Source organism: Saccharothrix mutabilis subsp. mutabilis (assembly GCF_039521145.1).
Classification (GTDB): Bacteria; Actinomycetota; Actinomycetes; order Mycobacteriales; family Pseudonocardiaceae; genus Actinosynnema; species Actinosynnema mutabilis.
This window is the reverse complement of the sequence record NZ_BAAABU010000007.1, coordinates 102,625-125,572: the sequence shown is the minus strand read 5'-3', so window position 1 is coordinate 125,572 and position 22,948 is coordinate 102,625. Positions and strand designations below refer to the sequence as shown.

The 22,948-nt window shown below is 70.9% G+C and carries 21 protein-coding genes and 1 pseudogene; 10 read left to right on the top strand and 12 right to left on the bottom strand.

All coding sequences use genetic code 11. The features are described 5' to 3' along the window. Positions 1 to 21: 21 nt before the first annotated feature. Positions 22 to 189, bottom strand: a complete 168-nt coding sequence (fxsA, locus tag ABD126_RS18275) for an FxSxx-COOH cyclophane-containing RiPP peptide (protein ID WP_343935072.1) — start codon at positions 187 to 189, stop codon at positions 22 to 24. 160 nt (positions 190 to 349) lie between these two features. Between fxsA and ABD126_RS18270 the strand changes: the two genes are divergently transcribed. The 5 genes from ABD126_RS18270 to ABD126_RS18250 all read left to right on the top strand — a co-directional run bounded on the left by ABD126_RS18270 (position 350) and on the right by ABD126_RS18250 (position 7,328). After that, positions 350 to 1,459 carry an FxsB family cyclophane-forming radical SAM/SPASM peptide maturase gene (locus ABD126_RS18270; RefSeq protein ID WP_343935071.1) on the top strand — a complete coding sequence of 370 codons (1,110 nt, stop codon included), beginning with the start codon at positions 350 to 352 and terminating at the stop codon, positions 1,457 to 1,459. Continuing rightward, positions 1,456 to 2,592, top strand: a complete 1,137-nt coding sequence (locus ABD126_RS18265; RefSeq protein WP_343935070.1) for an aKG-HExxH-type peptide beta-hydroxylase — start codon at positions 1,456 to 1,458, stop codon at positions 2,590 to 2,592. Before ABD126_RS18270 ends, ABD126_RS18265 begins: the two co-directional genes overlap by 4 nt. Positions 2,593 to 2,659: 67 nt before the next feature. Then, positions 2,660 to 6,115 carry a TM0106 family RecB-like putative nuclease gene (locus tag ABD126_RS18260; protein ID WP_425542844.1) on the top strand — a complete coding sequence of 1,152 codons (3,456 nt, stop codon included), beginning with the start codon at positions 2,660 to 2,662 and terminating at the stop codon, positions 6,113 to 6,115. A 68-nt stretch (positions 6,116 to 6,183) separates the two neighbouring features. Then, the gene (locus ABD126_RS18255; RefSeq protein WP_343935069.1) at positions 6,184 to 6,717 is read left to right on the top strand and encodes a snapalysin family zinc-dependent metalloprotease; all 534 of its coding nucleotides are present in this window, start codon (positions 6,184 to 6,186) and stop codon (positions 6,715 to 6,717) included. Between the two features lie 482 nt (positions 6,718 to 7,199). Next, positions 7,200 to 7,328, top strand: a complete 129-nt coding sequence (locus ABD126_RS18250) for an LPXTG cell wall anchor domain-containing protein (RefSeq protein WP_343935068.1) — start codon at positions 7,200 to 7,202, stop codon at positions 7,326 to 7,328. Here ABD126_RS18250 and ABD126_RS18245 read toward each other — a convergent pair. Beyond that, the gene (locus ABD126_RS18245) at positions 7,325 to 7,582 is read right to left on the bottom strand and encodes an MDR/zinc-dependent alcohol dehydrogenase-like family protein (RefSeq protein WP_343935067.1); all 258 of its coding nucleotides are present in this window, start codon (positions 7,580 to 7,582) and stop codon (positions 7,325 to 7,327) included. The genes ABD126_RS18250 and ABD126_RS18245 overlap by 4 nt on opposite strands. A gap of 81 nt (positions 7,583 to 7,663) precedes the next feature. After that, the gene (locus ABD126_RS18240) at positions 7,664 to 8,725 is read right to left on the bottom strand and encodes an alkene reductase (protein ID WP_343935066.1); all 1,062 of its coding nucleotides are present in this window, start codon (positions 8,723 to 8,725) and stop codon (positions 7,664 to 7,666) included. Positions 8,726 to 8,824: 99 nt separating this feature from the next. On the opposite strand from ABD126_RS18240, the gene ABD126_RS18235 reads away from it, so the two are divergent. Beyond that, the gene (locus ABD126_RS18235; RefSeq protein WP_343935065.1) at positions 8,825 to 9,316 is read left to right on the top strand and encodes a MarR family winged helix-turn-helix transcriptional regulator; all 492 of its coding nucleotides are present in this window, start codon (positions 8,825 to 8,827) and stop codon (positions 9,314 to 9,316) included. A 26-nt stretch (positions 9,317 to 9,342) separates the two neighbouring features. On the opposite strand, the pseudogene ABD126_RS18230 reads toward ABD126_RS18235, so the two are convergent. From ABD126_RS18230 to ABD126_RS18215, 4 genes and pseudogenes are all read right to left on the bottom strand, one after another. Continuing rightward, positions 9,343 to 9,681, bottom strand: a pseudogene (locus ABD126_RS18230) (alpha-amylase family glycosyl hydrolase); the annotation flags it as partial. 15 nt (positions 9,682 to 9,696) lie between these two features. Then, positions 9,697 to 9,930, bottom strand: coding sequence for an alpha-amylase family glycosyl hydrolase (locus ABD126_RS18225; RefSeq protein WP_343935063.1), 234 nt, complete (start codon positions 9,928 to 9,930; stop codon positions 9,697 to 9,699). 245 nt (positions 9,931 to 10,175) lie between these two features. Then, entirely contained in the window at positions 10,176 to 11,183 is a 1,008-nt protein-coding gene (locus ABD126_RS18220) for a LacI family DNA-binding transcriptional regulator (protein ID WP_343935062.1), read from the bottom strand. Further along, positions 11,180 to 11,701, bottom strand: coding sequence for a Clp protease/crotonase-like domain-containing protein (locus ABD126_RS18215; RefSeq protein WP_343935061.1), 522 nt, complete (start codon positions 11,699 to 11,701; stop codon positions 11,180 to 11,182). Before ABD126_RS18215 ends, ABD126_RS18220 begins: the two co-directional genes overlap by 4 nt. 83 nt (positions 11,702 to 11,784) lie before the next feature. Here ABD126_RS18215 and ABD126_RS18210 point away from each other — a divergent pair, with 83 nt between their 5' ends. Further along, complete coding sequence (locus tag ABD126_RS18210; protein WP_343935060.1) at positions 11,785 to 12,333, top strand: hypothetical protein; 549 nt, start codon at positions 11,785 to 11,787, stop codon at positions 12,331 to 12,333. A gap of 185 nt (positions 12,334 to 12,518) precedes the next feature. Here the strand turns inward: ABD126_RS18210 and ABD126_RS18205 are convergent, their stop codons facing one another. Then, positions 12,519 to 13,436 (bottom strand): LuxR C-terminal-related transcriptional regulator, encoded by a 918-nt coding sequence (locus ABD126_RS18205; RefSeq protein ID WP_343935059.1) that lies wholly within the window; start codon positions 13,434 to 13,436, stop codon positions 12,519 to 12,521. A gap of 216 nt (positions 13,437 to 13,652) precedes the next feature. On the opposite strand from ABD126_RS18205, the gene ABD126_RS18200 reads away from it, so the two are divergent. Further along, entirely contained in the window at positions 13,653 to 15,464 is a 1,812-nt protein-coding gene (locus ABD126_RS18200) for a S8 family serine peptidase (RefSeq protein ID WP_343935058.1), read from the top strand. Between the two features lie 289 nt (positions 15,465 to 15,753). On the opposite strand, the gene ABD126_RS18195 is transcribed toward ABD126_RS18200, so the two are convergent. From ABD126_RS18195 to ABD126_RS18180, 4 genes are all read right to left on the bottom strand, one after another. Next, positions 15,754 to 16,464, bottom strand: coding sequence for a GIY-YIG nuclease family protein (locus tag ABD126_RS18195; protein WP_343935057.1), 711 nt, complete (start codon positions 16,462 to 16,464; stop codon positions 15,754 to 15,756). Between the two features lie 231 nt (positions 16,465 to 16,695). After that, positions 16,696 to 17,127: a very short patch repair endonuclease gene (locus ABD126_RS18190; protein ID WP_343935056.1), complete on the bottom strand. Its 432-nt coding sequence runs from the start codon at positions 17,125 to 17,127 to the stop codon at positions 16,696 to 16,698. Between the two features lie 42 nt (positions 17,128 to 17,169). After that, positions 17,170 to 18,165, bottom strand: a complete 996-nt coding sequence (locus tag ABD126_RS18185; protein WP_343935055.1) for a DUF4928 family protein — start codon at positions 18,163 to 18,165, stop codon at positions 17,170 to 17,172. Further along, positions 18,158 to 19,444 carry a DNA cytosine methyltransferase gene (locus ABD126_RS18180; protein WP_343935054.1) on the bottom strand — a complete coding sequence of 429 codons (1,287 nt, stop codon included), beginning with the start codon at positions 19,442 to 19,444 and terminating at the stop codon, positions 18,158 to 18,160. Before ABD126_RS18180 ends, ABD126_RS18185 begins: the two co-directional genes overlap by 8 nt. Before the next feature lie 376 nt (positions 19,445 to 19,820). Between ABD126_RS18180 and ABD126_RS18175 the strand changes: the two genes are divergently transcribed. Next, positions 19,821 to 22,652, top strand: a complete 2,832-nt coding sequence (locus tag ABD126_RS18175) for a type 2 lanthipeptide synthetase LanM family protein (RefSeq protein WP_343935053.1) — start codon at positions 19,821 to 19,823, stop codon at positions 22,650 to 22,652. Further along, the gene (locus tag ABD126_RS18170; protein ID WP_343935052.1) at positions 22,649 to 22,858 is read left to right on the top strand and encodes a hypothetical protein; all 210 of its coding nucleotides are present in this window, start codon (positions 22,649 to 22,651) and stop codon (positions 22,856 to 22,858) included. Before ABD126_RS18175 ends, ABD126_RS18170 begins: the two co-directional genes overlap by 4 nt. Positions 22,859 to 22,948 lie beyond the last annotated feature (90 nt).

Below are 22,948 nucleotides of genomic sequence, written 5' to 3'. Positions count from 1 at the left end.
ACCGACGGGAAAGGGGTTGCGCTACAGGGAACTCTCGAACGCCGCGAACCGGTCGGGCAACTCCGCGTTCTCGGCGAGGATGCGGTTCAGGGCGGCGCGCAACGCGGTGTCGGGCAACTCCGCCACCCGCGCGAGGTCGATCCCGGTGACGTCGAGGAGTTCGGACTCCAGGACGGGTTCCTCGGCCATCTCCCACCCCCTCACCGCACTGTTGCGGTTCCACTCCCGGTCCCTTGATCCCATCGTAGTGCGCCACAACGAAGAATGCGGGGAATCCACCGATCGGCGGAAGTGGGCGCGGGTGCGATGTGTTTGGTTGGTGTTCGGGGGACGACGGATCGGGGGGCGCATGGAAACGCGGCCGTTCCGGCAGTTCGTGCTCAAGGTGCACAGCCGCTGCAACCTCGCGTGCGACTACTGCTACGTCTACGAACTCGCCGACCAGGGTTGGCGTTCCCGACCGCGCGCGATGTCGGCCGAAGTCGTCGCGCACACGGCCGAACGGGTGGCGCGGCACGTGCGTTCGCACGGGTTGCCCGAGGTGGAAGTCGTGTTGCACGGCGGAGAACCGTTGCTGGCCGGACCTGCGGCGTTGGCCTCGCTGGTGCGCGAGTTCCGGTCCGCGGTGCCTTCGGCCGTGCGGTTCTCCGTGCAGACCAACGCGACCCTGCTCGACCGGCGGTTCCTGGCGTTGTTCGCGGAACTGGACGTGGGTGTCGGGGTGAGCGTCGACGGCGGCCGGGAAGCGCACGACCGGCACCGCAGGCGGCCGGGTGGGACGGGGAGTTGGGCGGCGGCGCGCGACGCATTGCGGTTGCTGGCTTCCGACGAGTTCCGCGCGGTGTACCGGGGCGTGCTGTGCGTCGTGGACGTGGACAACGACCCGCACGACGTGTACCGGTCCCTGCTCGATTTCTCGCCGCCCGTCGTGGATTTCCTCCTGCCGCACGGGAACTGGACGGTACCGCCGCCGCGTCGGGTCGCGGGATCGCCGGAGACGCCTTACGCGGATTGGCTGATCCCGTTGTTCGACCGTTGGTACGACGAACCGGTGACGCGCGTTCGACTGTTCGAGGAACTGTTGAACGTCGTGCTGGGCGGGCGGTCGCGGTTGGAAGGCGTCGGGTTGACGCCGACCGCGCAGGTGGTCGTGGAGACCGACGGCACGATTTCGGCTTCGGACATCCTGGCGTCGTCGCAACCGGCGGCGGCGGCCACCGGTTTGCACGTGGCACGGGACGACTTCGACCGCGTCTTGCCCGAAGCGTCCGCTTCGACGGCCTTGTCCGCCACGTGCCGGGCGTGCTCGCTCGTGGCGGCGTGCGGCGGCGGGTTGCGGGCGCACCGGTTCCGGGCGGGGTCGGGGTTCGACCACCCGTCGGTCTACTGCCCGGACCTGGTCCGGCTGATCACCCACGTCCGCGACCGGGCGGCGACCGACCTGGCGGCGCTGGCGTGACGGCGCCGCGGTGGCGACTGCCGGCCGCCGCCTTCACCGCGCTGGCCCGCGGCGAGGGCGGTCCGGCGGTGGTCGCCGACCTGCGCCTGGCCCGCCGCAGCCGGACGTCCCTGCTGATCAGGCTGATCGCGACCGCCCCGGAGGCCCGCCCGGCGTACCGCCTGCTGGTGGACGCCGACCGCGCGGCCCCGGCGGAGGTGGCGAGGGTGCTGGACCACCCGTCGGTGGGCGCGTGGGCCACCCGCACGGCGCTGGCGGTGCGCTCCGGCCACCCCGCCCGCCCGGCGGAGCTGTCCTTCACCGCCGCCGCGGCGGCGGTGCGCGCCGGCCTCCCGGTGACCCTGGACTTCCCGCCGGTGGACGTCTTCGCCCTGCCCACGCTCGGCGTCGCGGACCCGTCGACCCTGGCCTGCACGCCCCCGCCCGAGATCACCCTGGGCCCGCGGGTGGTGCAGATCGACACGTGGCCGGGCGGCGGGGTCCCGCCGGAACTCCCGGTGGCCGACCACGTGGACGTGGCGCGGTGGCGGCGGTCGCTGTCGGCGGCGTGGCGCATCCTGTCCACCGACCACCCGCCGCTGGCGGCGGAAGTGGCCGAACTGATCACCGTCATCACCCCGATGCCCGCCGCCCGCACCGGCACCACCAGCGCGACCCTCGCCGACGCGTTCGGCTGCGTGTTCCTGTCCCCGTCCCCGGACCCGGAGTCCTTGGCGGTGACCCTGGTCCACGAGGCCCAGCACACCAAGCTGGTGGCGTTGATGGACCTGTTCCCGCTGCTGGTCCCGGACCGCCGCGAGACCTTCTACGCCCCGTGGCGGGAGGACCCGAGGCCCCTGGCCGGCCTGCTCCACGGCACCTACGCCCACCTCGGCGTCGCGCGGTTCTGGCGCACCCGGCCGGGCCTGGCCGCCCAGACCGAGTACGCCCGCTGGCGCAGGGCCGCCCTGACGGCGACCGGAACCCTCCTGACCAGCGGCGGCCTGACCGGGACGGGCACCCGGTTCGTCGAGGAGATGGCACGCGTGCTGCGGGCTTGGTGCGCCGAACCGGTCCACCCGGAAGCCGAGGCGAGGGCTACCGCCCAGGCCGTCGCCCACCACACCCGCTGGAGCACCCGCCAGCCGAGCTGACCACACTCGCGCGACTCGCCGGGCACGGTCCCCGTCCGGAGCCCGCGGCCCGGCGATACTGCCCGCCATGCTCAACGCCGACGGCCGACTGGTGCACTCCCCGGCCGACCTGGTGGACCTGCTGGAGTGCGAGCACCTCAGCCGCCTCACCCTGGCGCTGGCCCGCGACGTCCCCGGCGCGCCCCGCCCCGACCCCCAGCGCGACGTCCTGGCCGCCAAGCACGGCCTCGCCCACGAGCTGGCCGTCCTGGACCGCCTCAAGGCCCACCACGACGTGGTCGAGATCCCGCAGCCCGCGCCGACCCACGAGGCCCTCCTCGCCGCCGCGCGGGCCACCCGGCAAGCCCTCGACGCGCAAGCGCCGGTCGTCTACCAGGCCGTGTTCTACGCCGACGGCTTCCACGGCCGCGCGGACTTCCTGGTCCGCACCGACCACGGCTACGAGCCGCACGACGCCAAGCTCGCCCGCCACCCCTCGCCGGCCAACATCGTCCAGCTCACCGCCTACGCCGACGCGCTCGGCGACCACGCCGGCCCGCGGATGCACCTGGTCCTCGGCGACGACACCACCCGCACCTACCGCGTCGCCGACTTCCTCCCCCTGGTCCACAGCCTCAAGGCCCGCCTCACCGAGCGCCTCGCGGAACCGCCGACGCTGCCCGACCGCCTCTGGGACGACGAACGCCCGGCGTGCGCGACCTGCCGCTTCGCCCGCCACTGCGCGACCGGCCGGGAACGCGACCGCGACCTGTCCCTGGTCGCCGGCATCCGCACCGACCAGCGCCGCAAGCTCCAGGCCGCCGGCCTCGGCACGATCGACGCCCTGGCCAACGCCACCCGCGAGGACCGCCCGGCCACCATGTCCGCCGCGACCTTCACCGGCCTGCGCGCCCAGGCCGCCCTCCAGGTCATCCAGGACGACTCGCGCACCACCGACGACCCGGTCGGCAAGGTCGCCTACGAGGTCGTCGCCCCGGAGGCGCTGGCCGAACTGCCGCCGCCCAGTCCCGGCGACCTGTTCTTCGACATGGAGGGCGACCCGTTCGCCCTCAACGGCGAAGGCCTGGAGTACCTGTTCGGCGTGGTGACCCCCGAGGAGGAGTTCACCCCGTTCTGGGCGCACACCAGGCCGCAGGAGAAGGCCGCGTTCGAGCGTTTCGTGGACTTCGCGACCGCCCGCCTGGCCGAGCACCCGGACGCGCACATCTACCACTACGCCCCGTACGAGACCAGCGCCCTCAAACGCCTCGCGGCCCTCCACGGCACCCGTGAGGAGGCCGTGGACCACCTACTGCGTTCCCGCGCCCTGGTCGACCTCTACGCCGTCGTGCGCAAGGCCCTGCGCGTCTCACAGCGCTCGTACTCCATCAAGTACCTCGAACCCCTCTACATGGACACCAACCGCGACGGTGACGTCACCACGGCCGTGTCCAGCATCGAGGCCTACGAGGAGTACCTGACCCTCAACGAACGCGACGACATCGCCCAGGCCGAGGAAGTGCTCAACGGCATCGCGGACTACAACGCCTACGACTGCGTCTCCACCCGCCGCCTGTACCGGTTCCTGCTGGAGATCCGCGCCGAGGCGGGCATCGAGCCGCACGTCCCCGAACAGTCCTTCGTGGACGAGATCGAGGACGAGTTGGCCGCGCAGCGCCGCGCCGAACGCGCCGCCCGCCTGGCCGCCGTGGTGGACCCGCTCCTGGAGGGCCTGCCGGACAACCCCGCCGACGCCACCGACGACGAACGCGCCCGCGCGCTGCTCGCCGCCGCCGTCGGCTACCACCGCCGCGAGACCAACCCGGCGTGGTGGGACTTCTTCCGCCAGGTCGCCGCCCCACTGCCGGAACTGGAGTCCGACAACGCGTGCGCCGTCCCGGTGTCGGTGCGGGCGCAGGACTGGCAGCCGCCGTCCGGCCGGGTGCGCAAGGCCAAGCGCGAACTAACCGTCCGCTGCGACCCCGACCGCCCGCACCCGTTCGCCAAGGGCGACCAGGTCCGCCTGCTCTACCCGGGCACCCCGAACCGCACCCGCGACGCCGTGGTGCTGGCCGAGTCCGCCGAGGACATCGTGCTCCTGGAGAGCACCGCGCCCGACGAGACCGACGCCGACCGCCCGGTCGCCGTGCTGCCCGGCAGCCCGGTCCGGCCCTCCCCGAAGGACGACGCCGTCTACGACCTGGCCCGCGCGGTCGTGGACCACCTCCCGGACCTGCCGCCGCACCCCGGCGTCGACCTGGTCCGCCGCACGCCGCCCCGCCTGCGCGACGCCTCCGCGCTGCCGCACACCGAGGACGTGATCAGCGACGTGATCGCGGCCGTGGACGCCCTGGACGGCTCGACCCTGGCCGTGCAGGGCCCGCCGGGGGCCGGGAAGACCTACCTCGCAGGCCGGCTGATCGCGCACCTCGTCCGCTCCGGCCGTTCCGTCGGCGTGACGTCGAACAGCCACAAGGCGGTGGAGAACGTCCTCAGCGCGGCCCTGGCCGCCGGGCGCGAGCTGGGCGTGCCGATCCCGACGGCCAAACGGCCCAAGGGCACGCCGGCGAAGGACTGCGCCTGGGAGCAGCCGAAGGACAACCCGGCGCTGGTCCGGTGGCGCACCGACCAGGGCGGCGGGCACCTGGTCGGCGGGACGGCGTGGACGTTCGCCAACGCGACGCTGCGCGAGCAGCCGTTCGACGTGCTGATCGTGGACGAGGCGGGCCAGTTCGCCCTGGCCGACGCCCTCGCGGTCGCCACGTGCGCCCGCAACCTGGTGCTCCTGGGCGACCCGCAACAGCTCCCGCAGGTCGTGCAGGGCACGCACCCGGCCGGCGCGGACGCGTCCGCACTGGGGCACCTCATCGGCGACGCGGACGTCATCCCGCCGGCGTTGGGCTACTTCCTCGACCAGACCCGGCGGATGCACCCGGACGTCTGCGCGCCCGTGTCCAACCTGTCCTACGCGGGTTTGCTGCACGCGCACCCCACCGCCGCCGGTCGCGCGATCGCCGACCTGGCGTCGGGCGTGTACCTGCACGAGGTCGACCACCGCCACAACACCACCAGCTCGATCGAGGAGGCAGAGGCGGTCGTCCACATCGTCCGGTCGCTGATGGGTCGCATGTGGACAGAGGGGCCGAACTCCCGTCCGCTCGACGATTCCGACATCCTGGTGGTGGCCCCGTACAACATGCAGGTCCGCCTGGTCCGCCGTGAACTGGAGAAGCACGGCTACCCCGAGGTGCGCGTCGGCACGGTGGACAAGTTCCAGGGCCAGGAAGCCCCGGTCGTCATCACGACCATGACCTCCTCCGCGGCCGTGGACCTGCCGCGCGGGTTGGACTTCCTGCTGTCCCGCAACCGGGTCAACGTGGCGCTGTCGCGCGCGCAGGCGGCGGCGATCGTCGTGTGCTCGCCGCGGCTGGTCGAGGCCGACATCCGGGGCGTGGACCAGTTGCGCCTGGTGTCGGGGATGATCGGCCTCATGGCGGACGCCCGCCCGTGGCCCATCGACGGCATCTATGCCCAACCGCTATGACGCCGTCCGGTCATCAGCTCTTAATGTGAACAAGCGCGAGAACCTTCCCCTGCACCGAAGGAGATCGTGTGACCGGCAAACTGGTGCGCGCCGCCCTTGCGGCGGTGCTCACGTCCCTCGCACTCGTGGGATCCAACCTGACCGCTGCCGCCGAACCGTCGGCACTGGCCAGGACCGTCTACTACAGCGCCTCCGGCTACTCGGCGGAAGCCGACCAGGCCGCGCAGATCTGGAACTCCAGGGTGCCCAACCTGCGGCTCGTCCGCGGGGGCAGCGCCACGATCCGGATCTACGCGACCACCGGGGGCGGCTCCCGGGCCTATCCCTGCGGGCTCGGGTGCGCCACGATCTACATCGACAACCGTGATGTGGCGGCGGGCAACTACGCCCTGCGGATCGTGGCACACGAGATCGGGCACGGCCTGGGGCTGCCCGATACGTACAACGGCATCTGCTCATACCTGATGTCGGGCGGCAGCGCGGGCACGTCCTGCCGCAACCCGTACCCGAACGCCCAGGAGGCGAACCGGGTCAACCAGCTCTTCGCGGGCGGCTACACCACATCGACCGCCGGCACCCCGGAGGTGTACGCGAAGAACTGACCGGACCGGCGGTGCGCGGACCGCACTCCCCACCACCGCCGCCGACCTGTCCCGAGGCGAGCACACCACGGCGGCCGGGCGAGCCGACGGACAGGCCCGAGGGCCGGACAAGCCTCCCGCTTGTCCGGCCCTCAGCCGCGCTCAGCTCGTCGGCGAGCCCGGCGGGTTGATCTCCGACGTGGGCGCCGCCTCGGCGGTCGGGCCGCTGCCCTTCCTGGTCGTCGCCGCGATCTTGCCCCGGACCTCGCCCCCGCCGGCGAACGACCCACCAGCGACCCGTCGATGCCAAACGGTGCGTCAGCGGTTGACGAGCCCGCGGGTCACCCGAATTGACCAGCGCCGGGCGTGAACAGCGGCCGCCTCCGACAACGACACCTCCTCCCCCGCCCACGACAACCGTCCCGACAACCACGACAACGACCACAACCACGACCACCTCGGCCCTGACGCTGGACTGGCCGACCACCCGCCCGAAACCGGCCGTGATCCCCGCGGCCACCGGGCTCCCGGACACCGGCGCGGACGTGACGGCGCCGCTGGTGCTCGGCCTGCTCCTGCTCACCGGCGGCACCGCCGTCCTCATCCTGTTGCGCCGCAGGGCCAACAGCTAGGGCAGCACCTGGATCTTCCGGCCCTGGCCCGCCTGGAAGCGGGCCAGGGCCGCGCCGTGGTCGGCCAGCGGTTCGCGGTGGCTGATGAAGACCTCCGGGTCCAGCACGCCGGTCGCGACGAGGTCCGCCGCGTTGCCGGTCGCGTCGATCACGACGTCCCAGCCCTCGCCGTCGAACTCCGCCGCGGACGACGCGACGCCCGTGCAGCCCAGCAGTTCCGCCGTGGCCAAGCGTTCGGCGTTCAGGTCTACCACCTCGACCGACGCCTGAAGATGAAGCAGATCAACGAGGTCGCGGCGATGCCCACCGTGGGAAGAGCCGGTCTCGTGGGGTCGTCAGGCGGCCAGGGGCGGGTAGTCGGTGTAGCCGCGCTCGTCGCCGCCGAAGAAGGTCGTGTGGTCCGGGGTGTTGTACGGGCCGTTCGCCGCGATGCGCGCGGGCAGGTCCGGGTTGGCCAGGAACAGCGCGCCGAACGCGATCGCGTCGGCCGTGCCGTCGGCCAGCAGCGCCAGGTCGGCGGGCTCGGTGACGCCCTCGTGGTTGCGCGGGTTGAGGATCAGGGTCGTGTCGAGGCGTTCGCGCAGCGCCCGGGTCAGCTCCCGGTCCCACTCGGCGACGTGCAGGTAGGCCAGGCCCAGCGGGTTGAGGGCGTCGACCAGGGCCGGGTACACCTCGTGGTGGTCGGTCTCGTGGATGTCGTTGTACCGGTTCCCCGGCGACACCCGCAGCCCCACGCGCGACGCCCCGACGGCCGCCGCGACCGCCCGCACCACGGCCACCGGGAACCGGAGCCGGTTGGCCACCGAGCCGCCCCACTCGTCGGTGCGCCGGTTGGTGTTGGGCGCGAGGAACTGGTGGATCAGGTACCCGTTCGCGCCGTGCAGCTCGACGCCGTCGAACCCGGCGGCGACGGCGTTGGTCGCGGCGTGGACGTAGTCGGCGATCGTGGCCTCGATGTCGGCCGGCGTCAGCTCGCGCGGGACCACGTTCTCCAGCATCGCCGTCCCGGTGAACGTGCTCCCCGCCGCGCGCACCGGCGACGGGCCCACGGGGTGCAGGTCGCCGGGCAGCAGGTCCGGGTGGCCGATGCGCCCGGTGTGCATGAGCTGCGCGAAGATCACGCCGCCCGCCGCGTGGACGGCGTCGGTGACCCGCCGCCACCCCGCGACCTGCTCCTCGGTGTGCAGTCCGGGCGTGTCGACGTACCCCTGTCCCACGGCGGACGGCTGGATGCCCTCGGTGATGATCAGCCCGGCGGACGCGCGCTGGGCGTAGTACTCGGCCATCGCGGGCGTCGGGACGGTGCCGTAGGCGCGGCTGCGGGTCATCGGCGACATGACGATCCGGTTGGCCAGAGGGGTGCCGGCGAGGTCCAAGGCGTCGAACGGGGTGGTCATCACAACCTCCAAAGTCGGATACCTGTCCGAACAGGTATCCCACCCCGGATGTTCCGCCGGTGACGACGATCACGCTGGTGGCGAACTATCATGGTCATCATGGCTGATCAGACAGCGACCCCGACGAGCCTGCCGGTACCGGCCACCGCCCGCACCGGCCCGGTCAGCCACGCGATCTTCCGCCTGGCCCGCCTGCACCGCATGGTCGCGGCCCAGTTGCTGCGCAAGGCGGGCCTGCACCCGGGCCAGGAGCTGGTGATGATGCACCTGTGGGACTGCGGCCCGGCGCGGCAGGCCGAGCTGGTCGGCGTCCTGGACTCGGACTCGGCGACCATGACCCGCACCGTCCAGCGCCTGGAGAAGGCGGGCTTCGTTCGACGGGTCCCGGACCCGTCGGACCGCCGGGCGTCGATCATCGAACCGACGATCGCCAGCCAGGCCCTGCACCGCGAGGTCGAGCGGCTGTGGGGCGAGTTGGAGCGGGCCACGACCAAGGGCTGCGACGACGCCGAACGCGCCGAGGTCCTGCGCCTGCTCGGCAAGCTGGAGTGCAACCTGGTCGAACGGGCCTTCGGCCCCACCCGCGACTAACCCAGGCGCAGCCGCACCGCCGTGTCCGGCCGCGGCAGCCACGACGGACCGTCGTCACCCCACGGAATCGGCACCCGGCACCCGTCGCGGCCCCGGTCCGCGTGGCCCGACCGCGCCCACACCGGGTCCTCGCGCAGCTCGTCGGGCAGGTCGTCCACCTCCTCCAAGCCCAGCTCCTCGCCCTGGTAGACGTGCACGCACCCGGGCAGGGCGGTGGACAGCAGCACCGCCGCACGGGCCCGCTTCGCGCCCAGCTCCAGGTCGGTGGGCGTCAGGTGCTGCCGGCGACCGAAGTCGAACGACGTGTCCGCCCGCCCGAACCGCGTCACGTCGTCGTTGGACAGCACCCACGTCGGCGGGGCGCCGTCGGGGGTGCGGCTTCACGCCGGGCCGCCGAAGCGCGACTTCCAGTCGTTGGGCGGCGTGGCCCTCGTCGAACCAGAACCGGTCGCGGCCGACGCCGTCGAGCGCCTCCGGGGATGCCTGTCCGAGCAGTGGTTCGGGACGATGTCGATGATGATCCTCGTCGTGTTGACGAAGTAGCGGCCCAGGTCCAAGTCGCCCTTGAACTGGTTGACGATCGTGGGGACGTTGTCGGGGGCGGCGAGGTACATGCCGAGCCGGCCCGCGTTGGCGGGCGACCGTCCTTGGCGAAGACGTCGCGGAGTTCGCGGCGGATCTCGGTGTAGTGCAAGGCCCAGTCCACAGGTTGCCGCAAGATATTTACGAAATCTCGAAACTTGCCAACATAGGCCCGTAAGCCCGCTCCCTCTTGTTGGACAGCGCTCGCCACTCACTTGCACAGTTCTCTTCACCGCGCGTCCGTAGGCCGAACGCGACTCCCCTGGCCCGTGTGCGCTCAGCGGGGTGCGGGAGCGGGAGCGGTGGAGGATCGGACCACCAGTTCCGGCTCGAACAGCAGCTCCTCCGCCGCCACCGACCTCCCGGTGATCTGGTTCGCGAGCAGCTCCACCGCCGCCCGCCCCATCGCCTCGATCGGCTGCCGCACGGTCGTCAGCGGCGGTTCCGTGCAAGTCATGAACGCGGAATCGTCGTACCCGACCACCGACACGTCGTGCGGCACGCGCAAGCCTTGCCGCCGCACCGCCCGGATCGCCCCCAGCGCCAACGGGTCGCTGGCGCACACGATCGCCGTCACCCCGCGCTTCACCAGCCGGGTCGCCGCGGCGTGCCCGCCCTCCAGCGAGAACATGGCGTGCTCCTCGGCCAGCTCGATCCGGGCCGCCTCCGCGCACAACATCAACGCCGCCAGCTTGCGCCGCGACGGCATGTGGTCGGACGGCCCGAGCACCGCCCCGATCCGCCGGTGCCCCAACGCGACCAGGTGCCCGAAGGCCTGCTCCACCGCCACCGCGTCGTCGCAGGACACGCGCGGGAACCCCAGGTCGTCCACGGCGGCGTTCACCAGCACCGCGGGCAGCTTGCGCCGGATCATCCGGCGGTAGTGCTCGTGCGACGCGTCGGCCTGCGCGTACTGCCCGCCGGCGAACACCACCCCGGACACGTGCTGCTCGAACAGCAGCTCCAGGTAGTCCGCCTCCGACACGCCGCCTGCCGTCCGGGTGCACAGCACCGGGGTGAAGCCGCGTTGCGCGAGGGCGTTGCCGACGACGTCGGCGAAGGCGGGGAAGATCGGGTTCTGCAACTCCGGCAGCACCAGGCCGACCAGCCGGGCGCGTTCCCCGCGCAACTGCGTGGGCCGCTCGTACCCGAGCACGTCCAGCGCCGTGAGGACCGCGGACCTGGTCGCGTCGGACACGCCGGGCTTCCCGTTGAGCACGCGGCTCACCGTCGCCTCGCTCACGCCGACTTTCGCGGCCACTTCAGCCAACCGCCGTTGCGTCATGGAGCAACCATACGGCAGGACTTGCGTGAATCTTGCGTGGACTTGCACTCCTTTGCAAGCTCCACCGCGGCCGAGACGACCTGTGCGGGCGCGACGACCCGGTCCACCAGTCCCGTGCGCAACGCTTCGTCGGCATCGACCCGCCGCGCCACCACCACCCCGCCGCCGGTCACCCGGACCAGGCCGCCGCCCTCGGCCAGCACCCGGCGGTCACAGGCGTCCGCCAACACCGCGAGGTCCCCCGAGGCGCTGCGCCCGATCGCCGCCACCACCGGCACCGGCAACTCCGCCAACTCCTCGCGCAACGCCCGCAACTCCCTGTCGTGCGCATGCCGCGCGGACGGTGGCACCCCGACGACACCCCGCACCGACGCGGGCGACACCTCGCAGGAGCAGGCGTGCAGCACGAGCCCGCGCACACCGGCCAACGTCGGCAGCAGCGCGCGCAGCCGGGCGGGCGGGTCCCGGTCGAGCCGGACGACCGCGACGCCGTCCGCGACTTCCACTGTGACGGACATGAGGTAGCCAATCGTGGCGGAGTTTTCGCCCGGTTGTCATGTTGCAGACCACCATCGGGTGATCCGTGGGGTACAACATGGCGGTGAAGCGTGTTGTGTGGCCCGCGCTGGTCCTGGCGACGACGGCCGCGTGTGCGACGCCGGTGGCCGGCAACCCGGTCGCGGCCGACGTGACCAACCCCAAGGCGGACGCCGAGGTCGTGCGCTGGATGAACAACTTCTGCGGCGTGGCGAACTACCTGAGCGCGTCGGGCAGTTACACCCTGGACTCGCCGCCTGCCGACCCGGCGGAGGCGAAGCAGGCGCTCAGCACGTCCCTCGGCCGCGTGGTCGACGTGCTGAACGTGGCCGTCCACGACCTCGATGAGCTGACACCCGCCCCGGTGGTCGCGGCGGACACGGCGGTGGAGGTCATCCTCGAACCCCTGTCGAAGGCGCGCGACAAGTTCACGCTGGCGAAGTCCACGGTGGACGAGGCGCCGGAGATGACGCTGGAGATCTTCGCGGCGGTGAACCAGCACCTGACCGAGGCCGTGACGATGATGAGCGACGGCGTGGAACAGGTCTCGCTGGTCTCCCTGCCCGACGACTTCCGCGAAGCCGCCGGCCAGGCCGAGAACTGCAACAAGTAGCGGAAGGGGCCGGCCTCCGGCCCCCACTTCCATCATCCCACGCCCCACCGACATTCCCGCACGCCAGCGCCGCCCGCCAGCCACCGCCCGCCAGCCGCCGCACCCCCGCCCGCCAGCCGCCGCACTCTCGGCCCGCCAGCCGCCGCACCGCCGCCCGCGCCACCACCCGCCGGCCCGCTGCCGTCCTAGAGCCAGCCGCGCCTCATGGCCTGCACCCCCGCCTGGAACCGGGTCTGCGCGCCGCACCGGTCCATCAGCTGGCGCACCCTCCGCTGCACCGTCCGCGGCCCCAACCCCAGGTGCCGCGCGATGCTCTCGTCCGTCAACCCCGCCGCCAACAGCGCCAGCAGCTGCGTGTCCACCTCCGCCGCCGACGCCCCCGGGTTGAACGGGATCGAGTTGTCCCAGTACAGGTCGAACATCGACGTCAACACGTCCAACAACGGCGACGGGCGGATCAGCAGCACCTGGTCCACCACCCCGCGCACCGCCACCGGCAGCACCGCCACCCGCGCGTCCACCACCGCCAGCTTGAACGGCAGCGTCGGCGTCACCCGCGCCCGCTCGCCCGAAGCCACCAGTTGCGCGATCTCCCCCAGCCGCCCCGGCAGCTCCACGCTCGACCGGTCATATATGACGCGCCACTGCACTTGGCGCCGCCGCGTGTCGATCTCCAGCGCCACGTGCTCCTCCACCGGTGAGATGTACGGCGGCTGGTCCAGCACGCACACCTCCGACCTCGCCCCCGCCAGCAGCGCCTGCCACAGGTCCCGCACGGCGTCCGCCCCGTTCACCACCTCCACCATCGCCGTGTCGTGGTGCTGCTCTGCCCGGTTGCGCAGGTAGGCGTCCATCAGCGGCGCGGCTTCGGCGCGGGCTCGGCGGTGGCCGTCCTCGCGGGCCGCGATGAGCATCTCCACGGCCAGGTCCGGCGGCACGGCCTGCCACACGTCCGCCGCCACCCGCCGCACAACCCCCAGCCGGTGCAGGTCCTCCAGCACCTCGGGCCGCGTCTGCGCCTCTTCGACGGTGCACGAACCCATGTGCACCAATCGCTCATAGACACGGGCCTGCTCGTCGGGGACACCCAGGTGCGAGAACACCTCGACATTGTCCCCGATGCGACGTTCAGCCGTAAAACACTGGTCTTTTCAGCGCAACAAGCTGACGTAAACACGACAGTGACGCGAAACTGCCGCGTTCCGCCTCTGTGCCAATCGCCACCGACCTGCCTACCTTTCACGCACTTCGCAGCCGGTTCAGAACCCCTGACTCCCTCGTCGGCAGGCGAAGTCCCTGTAGGTGGAAGGAAATCCCCTGTGAACGGATTGCGACGCTCCGCGCTCTGCGCCGCCGCCGTCTCCGCCACGCTGCTCACCGGCACCGTGACGCTGACGGCGACCGCCGCGCCCGCGGAACCGCAGGCGTCGCCGACGACCAAGCCCTACGAACGGCTGATCGTCGGCTACAAGTCCACCGCCGCCGAGGCCCGGTCCGACCAGGCCGCCGCCTCGGACGCCGACGCCAAGGGCGACAAGGTGGGGCGCGACCTCAACCTCGAACGCCGCCTGGGCACCGGCGCGGCCGTCGTGGACCTGGGTGGCGCCGACGCCGCGACCGCCGCGAAGGCGCTGGACGAGTTCCGCGCCGACCCGGACGTGGCCTACGTCGAGCCCGACCTGATGATGCAGCCCCTGGCCACGCCGAACGACACCGAGTACGGCCGGCAGTGGGACCTGTTCGAGGCCACCGCGGGCATGAACGTGCCCGGCGCGTGGGACAAGGCCACCGGCAAGGGCGTGACCGTGGCCGTGATCGACACCGGGTACGTCGCGCACTCCGACCTGGCGGCCAACGTCGTCGCGGGCTACGACTTCGTCTCCGACGCCGCGCGGGCCCGGGACGGCGGCGGGCGCGACTCCGACCCCGCGGACAACGGCGACTGGATGAAGGTCGGCGACTGCGGGACCGACCTGTTCGGCAACCCGATCCCGGCCAAGGACCAGGACTCGTCCTGGCACGGCACGCACGTCGCGGGCACCATCGCCGCGGTCACCGGCAACACCAAGGGCGTCGCGGGCATCGCGTACGAGGCGAAGGTCCAGCCGATCCGCGTCCTCGCGCAGTGCGGCGGCAGCACGTCCGACATCGCCGACGCCATCATCTGGGCCTCCGGCGGCACGGTGGCGGGCGTCCCGGCCAACCCGACCCCGGCCAAGGTCATCAACATGAGCCTGGGCGGCGAGTCGGCGTGCTCGTCCACCTACCAGAACGCGATCAACTCCGCGGTCGGCCGCGGCAGCACGGTCGTCGTGGCGGCGGGCAACTCGAACAAGGACGTCTCCGGCTTCACCCCCGCGTCCTGCAACAACGTGGTGACCGTCGCGGCGTCCAGCCGGGCCGGCGACCGGACGTTCTACTCGAACTACGGCGCGAAGATCGACATCACGGCGCCCGGCGGCCAGACCCGCAACGCCAACGACACCCCCGGCACCATCACCACGCCGGAGAACGGCATCTGGTCCACGCTGAACACCGGCGCCACCACCCCGGGCAGCGAGAACTACGAGCCGTACCAGGGCACCAGCATGGCGGCCCCGCACATCGCGGGCCTCGCCGCACTGCTCGTCCAGGCCAACCCGTCCCTGACGCCGGCCCAGATCGAGACCCTGATCAAGAACAACGCCCGCCCGCTGCCCGGCACCTGCACCGGCGGCTGCGGCGCGGGCCTGGCCGACGCGGCGAAGACCGTGACCGCGGCCGGCGGCGGCACCACCCCGCCCCCGACCGGTTTCTTCGAGAACACCACGGACGTGGCCATCGCGGACCGCGGGACGGTGACGTCCTCCATCCCGGTCACCGGCCGCACGGGCAACGCCCCGTCCACCCTGAAGGTCGGCGTGGACATCAAGCACACCTACCGAGGCGACCTGGTCCTGGACCTGGTGGCCCCGGACGGCACGGCGTACCGCTTGAAGAACTCGTCGTCGAGTGACGGTGCGGACAACGTCGTGGCGAGCTACACGGTGAACGCGTCGAGCGAGATCGCGAACGGCACGTGGAAGCTGCGCGTACAGGACGTGTACTCGGGCGACACCGGCTACATCGACGTCTGGAACCTCACCTTCTGACCGCCCCAGGGGTAAGTGCCCGGTCCCGCTTGCTCGGGACCGGGCACTTCTACGCACGGCCAGAAGCAAGGCCTCCCGCTTCAATGGTCGTCGACAGAGAACCTGTTGACGCTAGCCACTGTGTGCGCCTGGCCGTCGTGCTGACTGGACCAATCGAAAGCCGCCACAGAGTTCGCATGCTCTTGGCGCGCCTCAGAGTTGATTCGCGCCGAGGATGGACAACTGAACTCGGTGCCCCATGTCCGCAGAACCATGGCGCACACGCCGGTCTAGCCGGAAACTGCCGGGATCACGAGCCGCTCAGCCGTTCCGACGGATACGAGGCGTCGACGGAGAACAAGTTCGGCGATCCAACGGAACCCTCTTCTTCTTCGAGTTCGATCACCCCTTCCGTGGCTTCGAACCGGCGGCGAGCCAGCGAGTTCAAGCGCTCGGTCTGCGTCAGCAGCGTTCTGCGGAGCCCTTTCGAGACCTTTCGCTCACTGATGTTCTTGGCCAGCAGTGAGATCGTTTGCGCGCGCCGCGCGATACGAACATCAGGATGACTGCGATCCGGAAAGATGTGGTCAGGGATGATCACTTCTCGAACCGGCCTGGGGAGCACCTGGATGGGCCCTGCAGCGATCTCACCTTCATTGAGGATGGCACCGAAAGTGCTCTCCTTCAACAACTGCCGATACACCGTGTATTCGTAGGGATCCAGGGCCGCCTTCCGCTGACCTGCGGGCATGTCGCCGATCAGCGGTAGCGACCACATCGAGACGGTGTGCACCTCGAACGGGTCTAACACGTACTTCGCGACAGCGTCTGAGCGCTGACCGGTCAAGTGCCGCCCGATCCTCGCACTAAAGCCTTCGGCCGTCTGACCCACGTAGATGGGCTCTCCGTCGTAGTCGAAGAACGCATAGATGCCTGCTTTCGCGCGACCGATGGTCTGGCTCGGACGCTGAGGGTCCGGAACCCGCATAGCGAGGGCAATCGCATCGCGGATGGCTTGCACCTCACGAGGCAAAGCAGTGGTAGACATATTCACGGAACGCGACAACATGACCTCCGTGTCGACGTAGGCGGTATGGGCAGTCTAGCCGAGCCCATCCCTATACGGCGACAAAGCCAATGCAGGAGCACGGCAAAAGTTGCTGTCGGCTAGGCAATACACACGCCCAGCTTCCAACTTCGTGTGCCACATCCGCGGCCGGGCATGCAGACAGAAGGCGACGGGTGAGACACGTCAATCGGGCAGACCTCTGCGCTCAGTCACGGTAGCCGCCACTCGCAGTGCTGCCTTCTGCAAGTCCTCATGCTCCCAAACCACCTCAAGGACCCAACCGGCTGCCGCGAGGACCCGCTCCGTCTCCTCATCGCGAGCAACGTTTCGCCGAACCTTCTCAGACCAATATTGGTCGTTGGCTTTCGGCGCGCGGTAGTGCTCCGGACAGCCATGCCAGAAGCACCCTCGCAACTCCACAGCGACCTTCGCCGGCCGGAACAACACGTCGACGGTGCGACGGACCTCCGGCAGCGGGCGGGCGCACACGCGGTACCGCAACCCTAGTGCGTGCAGCGCTTTCCGGAGGCCGACTTCGGGCTTGGTGTCCCGGCTCTTGTTGGCCTGCATCGACCTGCGCGCACCCGGACTCGTCGCCCACGAGGACTCCGCCATGCGGAGGACTGTAGCCGTAGCGCCGACCTCGCACGACCAGCACTACAGGTTCGCAGGGATCTGCACCTGAAGCGATGGATCCGGTTCCATCGCGCGAACCCGTTCGTTGTACCGTTCGAGCAGTTCGCGCAACTTCTTCCGGATCTCCGCAGTGGAGTACTGCGCCATTTCATCGACGTTGACGCTCACGAAGTCTTCGATGCCGACGACCGTGACCCGGTCATCGAGGCCGGCGTTGTCGGCCAATTGCAGTGCCGCGCTCACACGATCTGCGGGCACGAGAACGAATGGACGGAAGCCTTCGTTCAGGTTGGCTCGACAGCGATTCACGAACAATCCCTCACCAGGACTCATCGTGACGTGGAACGCGGTGTCACCGACTTCGAAATCACCACGACGACCGGTCTGCTTGTCAGCAGTCGTGTGCTTCTCGTTGGATATCTCCAAACCGGGGAAACGTAGCGACAGTTTCGCTCCAACGAGGTGCTGCGCCAACGCGCCCGCGACGGAGCCCTCACGAAGGCGTGCCGCGCCGAGGTACGCCGCGATCACCGCCCTGGTCGGCTTGTTGAAATCCACATCGGCTTCGATCAGCCGTTGATCAAAATAGTCGCGACGGACACAGTCGACGAGCCACCCCTGCAGGTGGAATCGCACGTCGACCCTTCGCTCCACGGGCAGCCGCCGGTACTCCTCCGCGACGGCGGCTCCGTTCAACAGCTCGGCAAGCCTTCTGGCGAGGCCCACCGTGCCTCGTGAAGTACGACCGCCTTCCGCGGTGAACGGCCTGTGCTCACCGTGCTCAGCGAGGATCCGCTTGATCTTGCCGCCACCCATTCCGCGGACCTGTGAGGAGGTGAGGAATCGCGCCTCTTCCAGCGGATAGTGCTCACCAAGCTGGTGCACCAAGATCATCGCGACGGTCATCACGTTGGTGTTGACCTTGTTGTTCGGCTTCCTCTCGCCCTCGTACCAGCGCCGGATCTCCTGCAAGAAGCCATCGACGACACCCGCCACTGCGGGATCCGGATCAACCATGGATTTCCGCCAGCGGCCTCATCGTCGAAGACTCCTCGACGTCGACGTCCGGCTCTTCGGAGTCACCGCCCGGCTGGAACGTCCCATCGATCACGGGCTTCAAGTAGTTCTTTGCCAGCCACGCCACCACGGGCACGCAGACAGCGTCACCAAAACCGAACAGCGCTTGGCCTGCGCGCTTCACATCTTTGAGGTTGTAGTCATCTGCGCCCATCAACCGGGCATATTCGACCGACGTCATCCACCGAACGCGCACGTCATTCCCATGGATCCTCACCAGGGCCTGCTTCGAAGAACCACCACGAGCGGTTCGCAGACAACCCGCGATGTCGTCGGCGCGAATTTCCCACATCGGCGTCTTGTCGCGTGTGCGACGATAAGCGGTTCGATAAAGCGGAGCGTCCCGACTCTTCTCCTGCAGTTCTCCGAGCCGCTTGGCCTGCATAGGAGACAACGAATTGAGGAACTTCACCGAGCGCTCGGCGTCCCACCACTCGTCGGCTCGATCGTCCACAATGGTGGACAGTTCCCCCACCGAGACATCAGGCAGGTCAGGAAGCCTGGCCTGGTGGATTTCGAGGCCACGGCCAGCGAGGCGTGTCAGCGTCGCACGAAGCCAGTCCGGCCGCAGCACCGGGTTGGCCCCTGGCTGACTCGCGGGCACTTTGTCCTCGCGCACGCCCACGAGGAACAGGCGCGGGCGCGACTGCGGCACGAACGATCGCGCGTCCAGGGTCAGCACGTCCACCGAGTAGCCAAGCCCGTTCATCGTGTCGATGGCCGCCGCCAAGTCCTCGCCACCATGGCTCGTGGCCAGACCCACCACGTTCTCCAGCACGATGACATCGGGCCGCCCTTTGTACTCCCCCATCTCACCGATGACCCGCGTGAACTGGTAGAACATCGACGACCGCTCGCCCTTCATTCCCAGGCGCGCTCCCGCGAGCGAGACGTCCACGCAGGGTGAGGACGCCCACGCGAGTCGGACGTTCTCAGGCATGTGCTTGGCCTTGACCTTCGTCACGTCTCCGAGGAAATAGCCAGGCGACCTGTCCGGATCCGTCGCCTTGTCCAGATCGCTCGGCTCACCGAACTGGGCTCGGTACATCTCCGCTTTTGAGCGCTCGATGTCGTTGGCCCAGTCGATTCGGAACCCGGCCTCCTCGAGCCCCATGCGCGCGAGGCCGATACCTGCGAAGAACTCCACCGCCACCGGTCGGAACAACGAGTCGAGCGGATCTGCGGCTGGCGTCGGGGTGGGCTTCGGCACGGTGGACACGATACGAAACTACCGCGCGGATCGTGGGACCCCGCCGGCGAGTCGCACTGTTGTTCGAGAGATCACGTCCTCGCAGGCGCGAGTGGGCGCACGCCGGGCAACAGCCCCTGCGCGCGACCCGCCGGCCCGGATGGGCCGCAGGCGGACACCGAGCCGCGGAGCGTCTCGGTGCGCCTACCTGCGCAAGCCCTCAAGAGCAGGTAGGCCGTGCACAAGATCAATTGCGCCGCGTTTCCGCAACGGTGCGGAGTGGATGCTGGGTCGGGAGGAATCTGGGGGGTGTGCCCCCATGTGCGGGTGGGGGTGGGGGTGTCAGGTTGGGAGGGTGATCCCTTCCGCCTTAGACGCGCTCCCCGCCTCCTGGTGGCGAGGTGGTGTGCGAGGGACCGCCCCCGAACTGGTCGCCCCGCTCGGGCGGCCGGCATGGGCCGCGTTCGTGGAACGCGCCACCGCGACCGCGGCCCATGCCAACTTCCCCGGTGGGGACTGGTTGGACGCCTTCGCGTTCGCGCTCCGGCCGCTGGTGCGCGGGGCCGTGGCGTTGGACCCCCGGCTCGCCGCCGACCGCTGTTTCGCGAAGGACCTCGGGCACCGGCTCGCCCGGATCGCCGCCCGCACGCTGGTCCTCGAACTGAACCTCGCGCGGCTGGCCGGCCGCCTCGAAGGCGACACCCCGCAGGCCCGCTTCGCGCACTTCGTGGAGAACGTCGACCTCGCCGACGTCCTGCGCCGCTACCCCGTGCTGGCCCGACTGCTCGGCCAGGCCGGGCTGCACGCCGCGCACGCGCACCGCGAGCTGCTGGACCGGCTCTCCCAGGACCGCACGGAGATCGTCCGCACCCTGCTCGACAACCGCGACCCCGGACCGATCTCGGTCGTGGAGAGCAAAGGGGACGTGCACCAGCGGGGGCGCGCGGTCGCCGTGGTGACGTTCGCCGACGGGCGCAAGGTCGTCTACAAGCCCCGGCCGGTCGGGTTGCACCAGGCCTTCGGTGGGCTGCTGGGCTGGTTCGACCGGCACACCGGGTTGGACCTGCGCACGCCGGCCGTGGTCGCGCGGGACACGCACGGGTGGTTGGAGTTCGTCGAGCACAAGGCTTGCGCGGACGTCGAGGGGGTCGGGCGGTTCTACCACCGGCTCGGGGCGCTGCTCGCCCTGCTGTACGCGGTCGACGGCACGGACATGCACTACGAGAACCTGATCGCGCACGGCGACCAGCCGGTGCTGATCGACGTCGAGACGCTGTTCCACCCGACCGTGGGCATCCCGAGCGACCCGGCCGTGCGGGCGTTGGCCCGGTCGGTGCACCGGACGGCCGTGCTGCCTCGGGTGCTGCTCGGCGAGCACGGCGCGCTGGACATCGGCGGCGTCGGCGGGGACGAGCACCAGGCGGCGGTCGGGGTGACCTGGCAGCACCCGGGGACGGACCGGATGCGGCTGGTGCGCCGGCCCGCGCCGTTGCCGCCCGCGGTGAACCGGCCGCGCGTGGGCGAGGCCGAGGCGGAGCCCGCGGACTACGAGGGCGCGCTGCTGGCCGGGTTCCGCCGCGGCTACGACGCGCTCTACGACCACCGCCACGAACTCCTCGGCGACCGCGGCCTGCTGCGGGCGTTCGCCGACCTGCCGGTCCGGTTCGTGCCGCGCATGACCCACCTCTACGCGACCCTGCTGGACGAGTCCACCCACCCGGACGCGTTGCGCGCCGCCGGGGACCGGGAAGCCGCGATGGACCTGCTGTGGGACGAGTCCGGCGAGGCCGTCCTGAAAGCGCTGGTGCCGCACGAGCTGACCGACCTGTGGGCGGGCGACGTGCCGCTGTTCACCACCCGGCCGGGCAGCCGGGACGTGTGGACGGCGTGCGGCGAGCGGATCGCGGACCTGTTGCCCGCCACCGGGATCGAGGCTGTCGAGCGCAAGCTCGCCGAGCTGGACGAGGTGGACCGGCACGACCAGCAGTGGCTGATCACCGCCGCCCTGGCCAGCCGCCCCCGGCCGGTGGACCACCGCTCCGGCGCGGCGGTCCCGGCCCGGCTCGACGCCGGCGTCCCCGACCCGCAACGGCTCCTGGTCGCCGCGTGCGGCATCGCCGACGAGGTCCTCGCGCACGCCACCGCGGACGGCCGCCGGGTCAACTGGGTGGGCCTGGAACTGGTGGACGACCGGCACTGGGCGGTCTCGGCGATGGGCGCGGGCCTGTCCAACGGCTACACCGGCGTGGCGCTGTTCCTGGCGCAGCTCGGCGCGCTCACCGGCGCCGGCCGTTACACCGAGTACGCCCGCGACGCCCTCGCCCCGGTCCCGGCGCTGCTGCGGTCGTTCGCGGCGGACGCGGAACTCGCGGTCGCGGTGGGCAGCGGCGCGTTCCACGGGCTGGGCGGCATCTGCTACGCGTTGGCACGGCTGGCGAACCTGCTCGACGACGCCGAGATCTCGGGCTGGTTGACCGAGGCCGTCGAGATCGCGGCGGCCGTGGAAGCGCTCGGTGAAGACCCCGCGAACATCGTGGAGGGCTGCGCCGGCGGACTGGCCGCGATGACCGCCGTGCACGCGGAAAGCGGTCTTCCGGCGGCCGAACGGCTGGCCCGCGCCTACGCCGACCGCCTGCTCGCCGCTACCCCGACCGGCGACGGGTTCGCGCGCGGCCGGGCCGGGGTCGGCTGGGCGCTGCTGCGCTACGCGCGCCTGGCGCACGACCAGCGCTACGCCGTCGCCGGCCGGTCCCACCTGCGGGCGGACCACGCGCTGCGCCAACGCCTCCTGGACGTGGTCGAAGCGGACCACAGCTGGTGCTCCGGCCTGGCCGGCGCGGTGCTCGCGCATTCGGCGCACCCGGATCAGCCGGTCGACGCCTACACGTTGCACCTCGACCGGTGCCTCAACGCGCTGGCGGTGCACGAGCCGCTGCGCGACCTCAGCCTGTGCCATGGTGAGCTGGGCGTGCTGGAACCCCTGGCCGTCCTCGCCGAACGCGGGCACGACCTCGCGTCGGCGATGCTCACCCGGCGCGCCGGGCTCGTCCTCGGCGCGTTGGACCAGTACGGAGCGCGGTGCGGCACCCCGGGCGGGGTGCCGTCGGCGGGACTGTTGACCGGTTTGTCGGGGATCGGTTACGGCCTGCTGCGCTTGGGCTTCCCCGAGCGGACGCCTTCCGTGCTGGTGCTCGACCCCTCTGCAAGTCCCTACCCCTCCAAGGAGAACCCCCGATGAGCGACGCCGGCCACGACGAGGTCCCCACCTGGCGCGACGACCAGGACGGCGACCACCCCGCCGGGGAGATGGCGCTGACCCGCAAGAACAAGACCGGCGCCCGGGCTCGCGCGCTGGCCGGCCTGACCCTGGCCGTGGGCGCGTACGCGGTGGTAGCCGCGAGCCTCGCCGACAGCACGTCGGTGAGCGCGCCCGTCATCCGGTGACCCGCGTCAACGGGTAACACCGCACGAAGGAGCCGAACTGCCCGCGCGGACACTGGGGGTGCGGGCAGTTCGGCGTGCGCTTGACTAAGG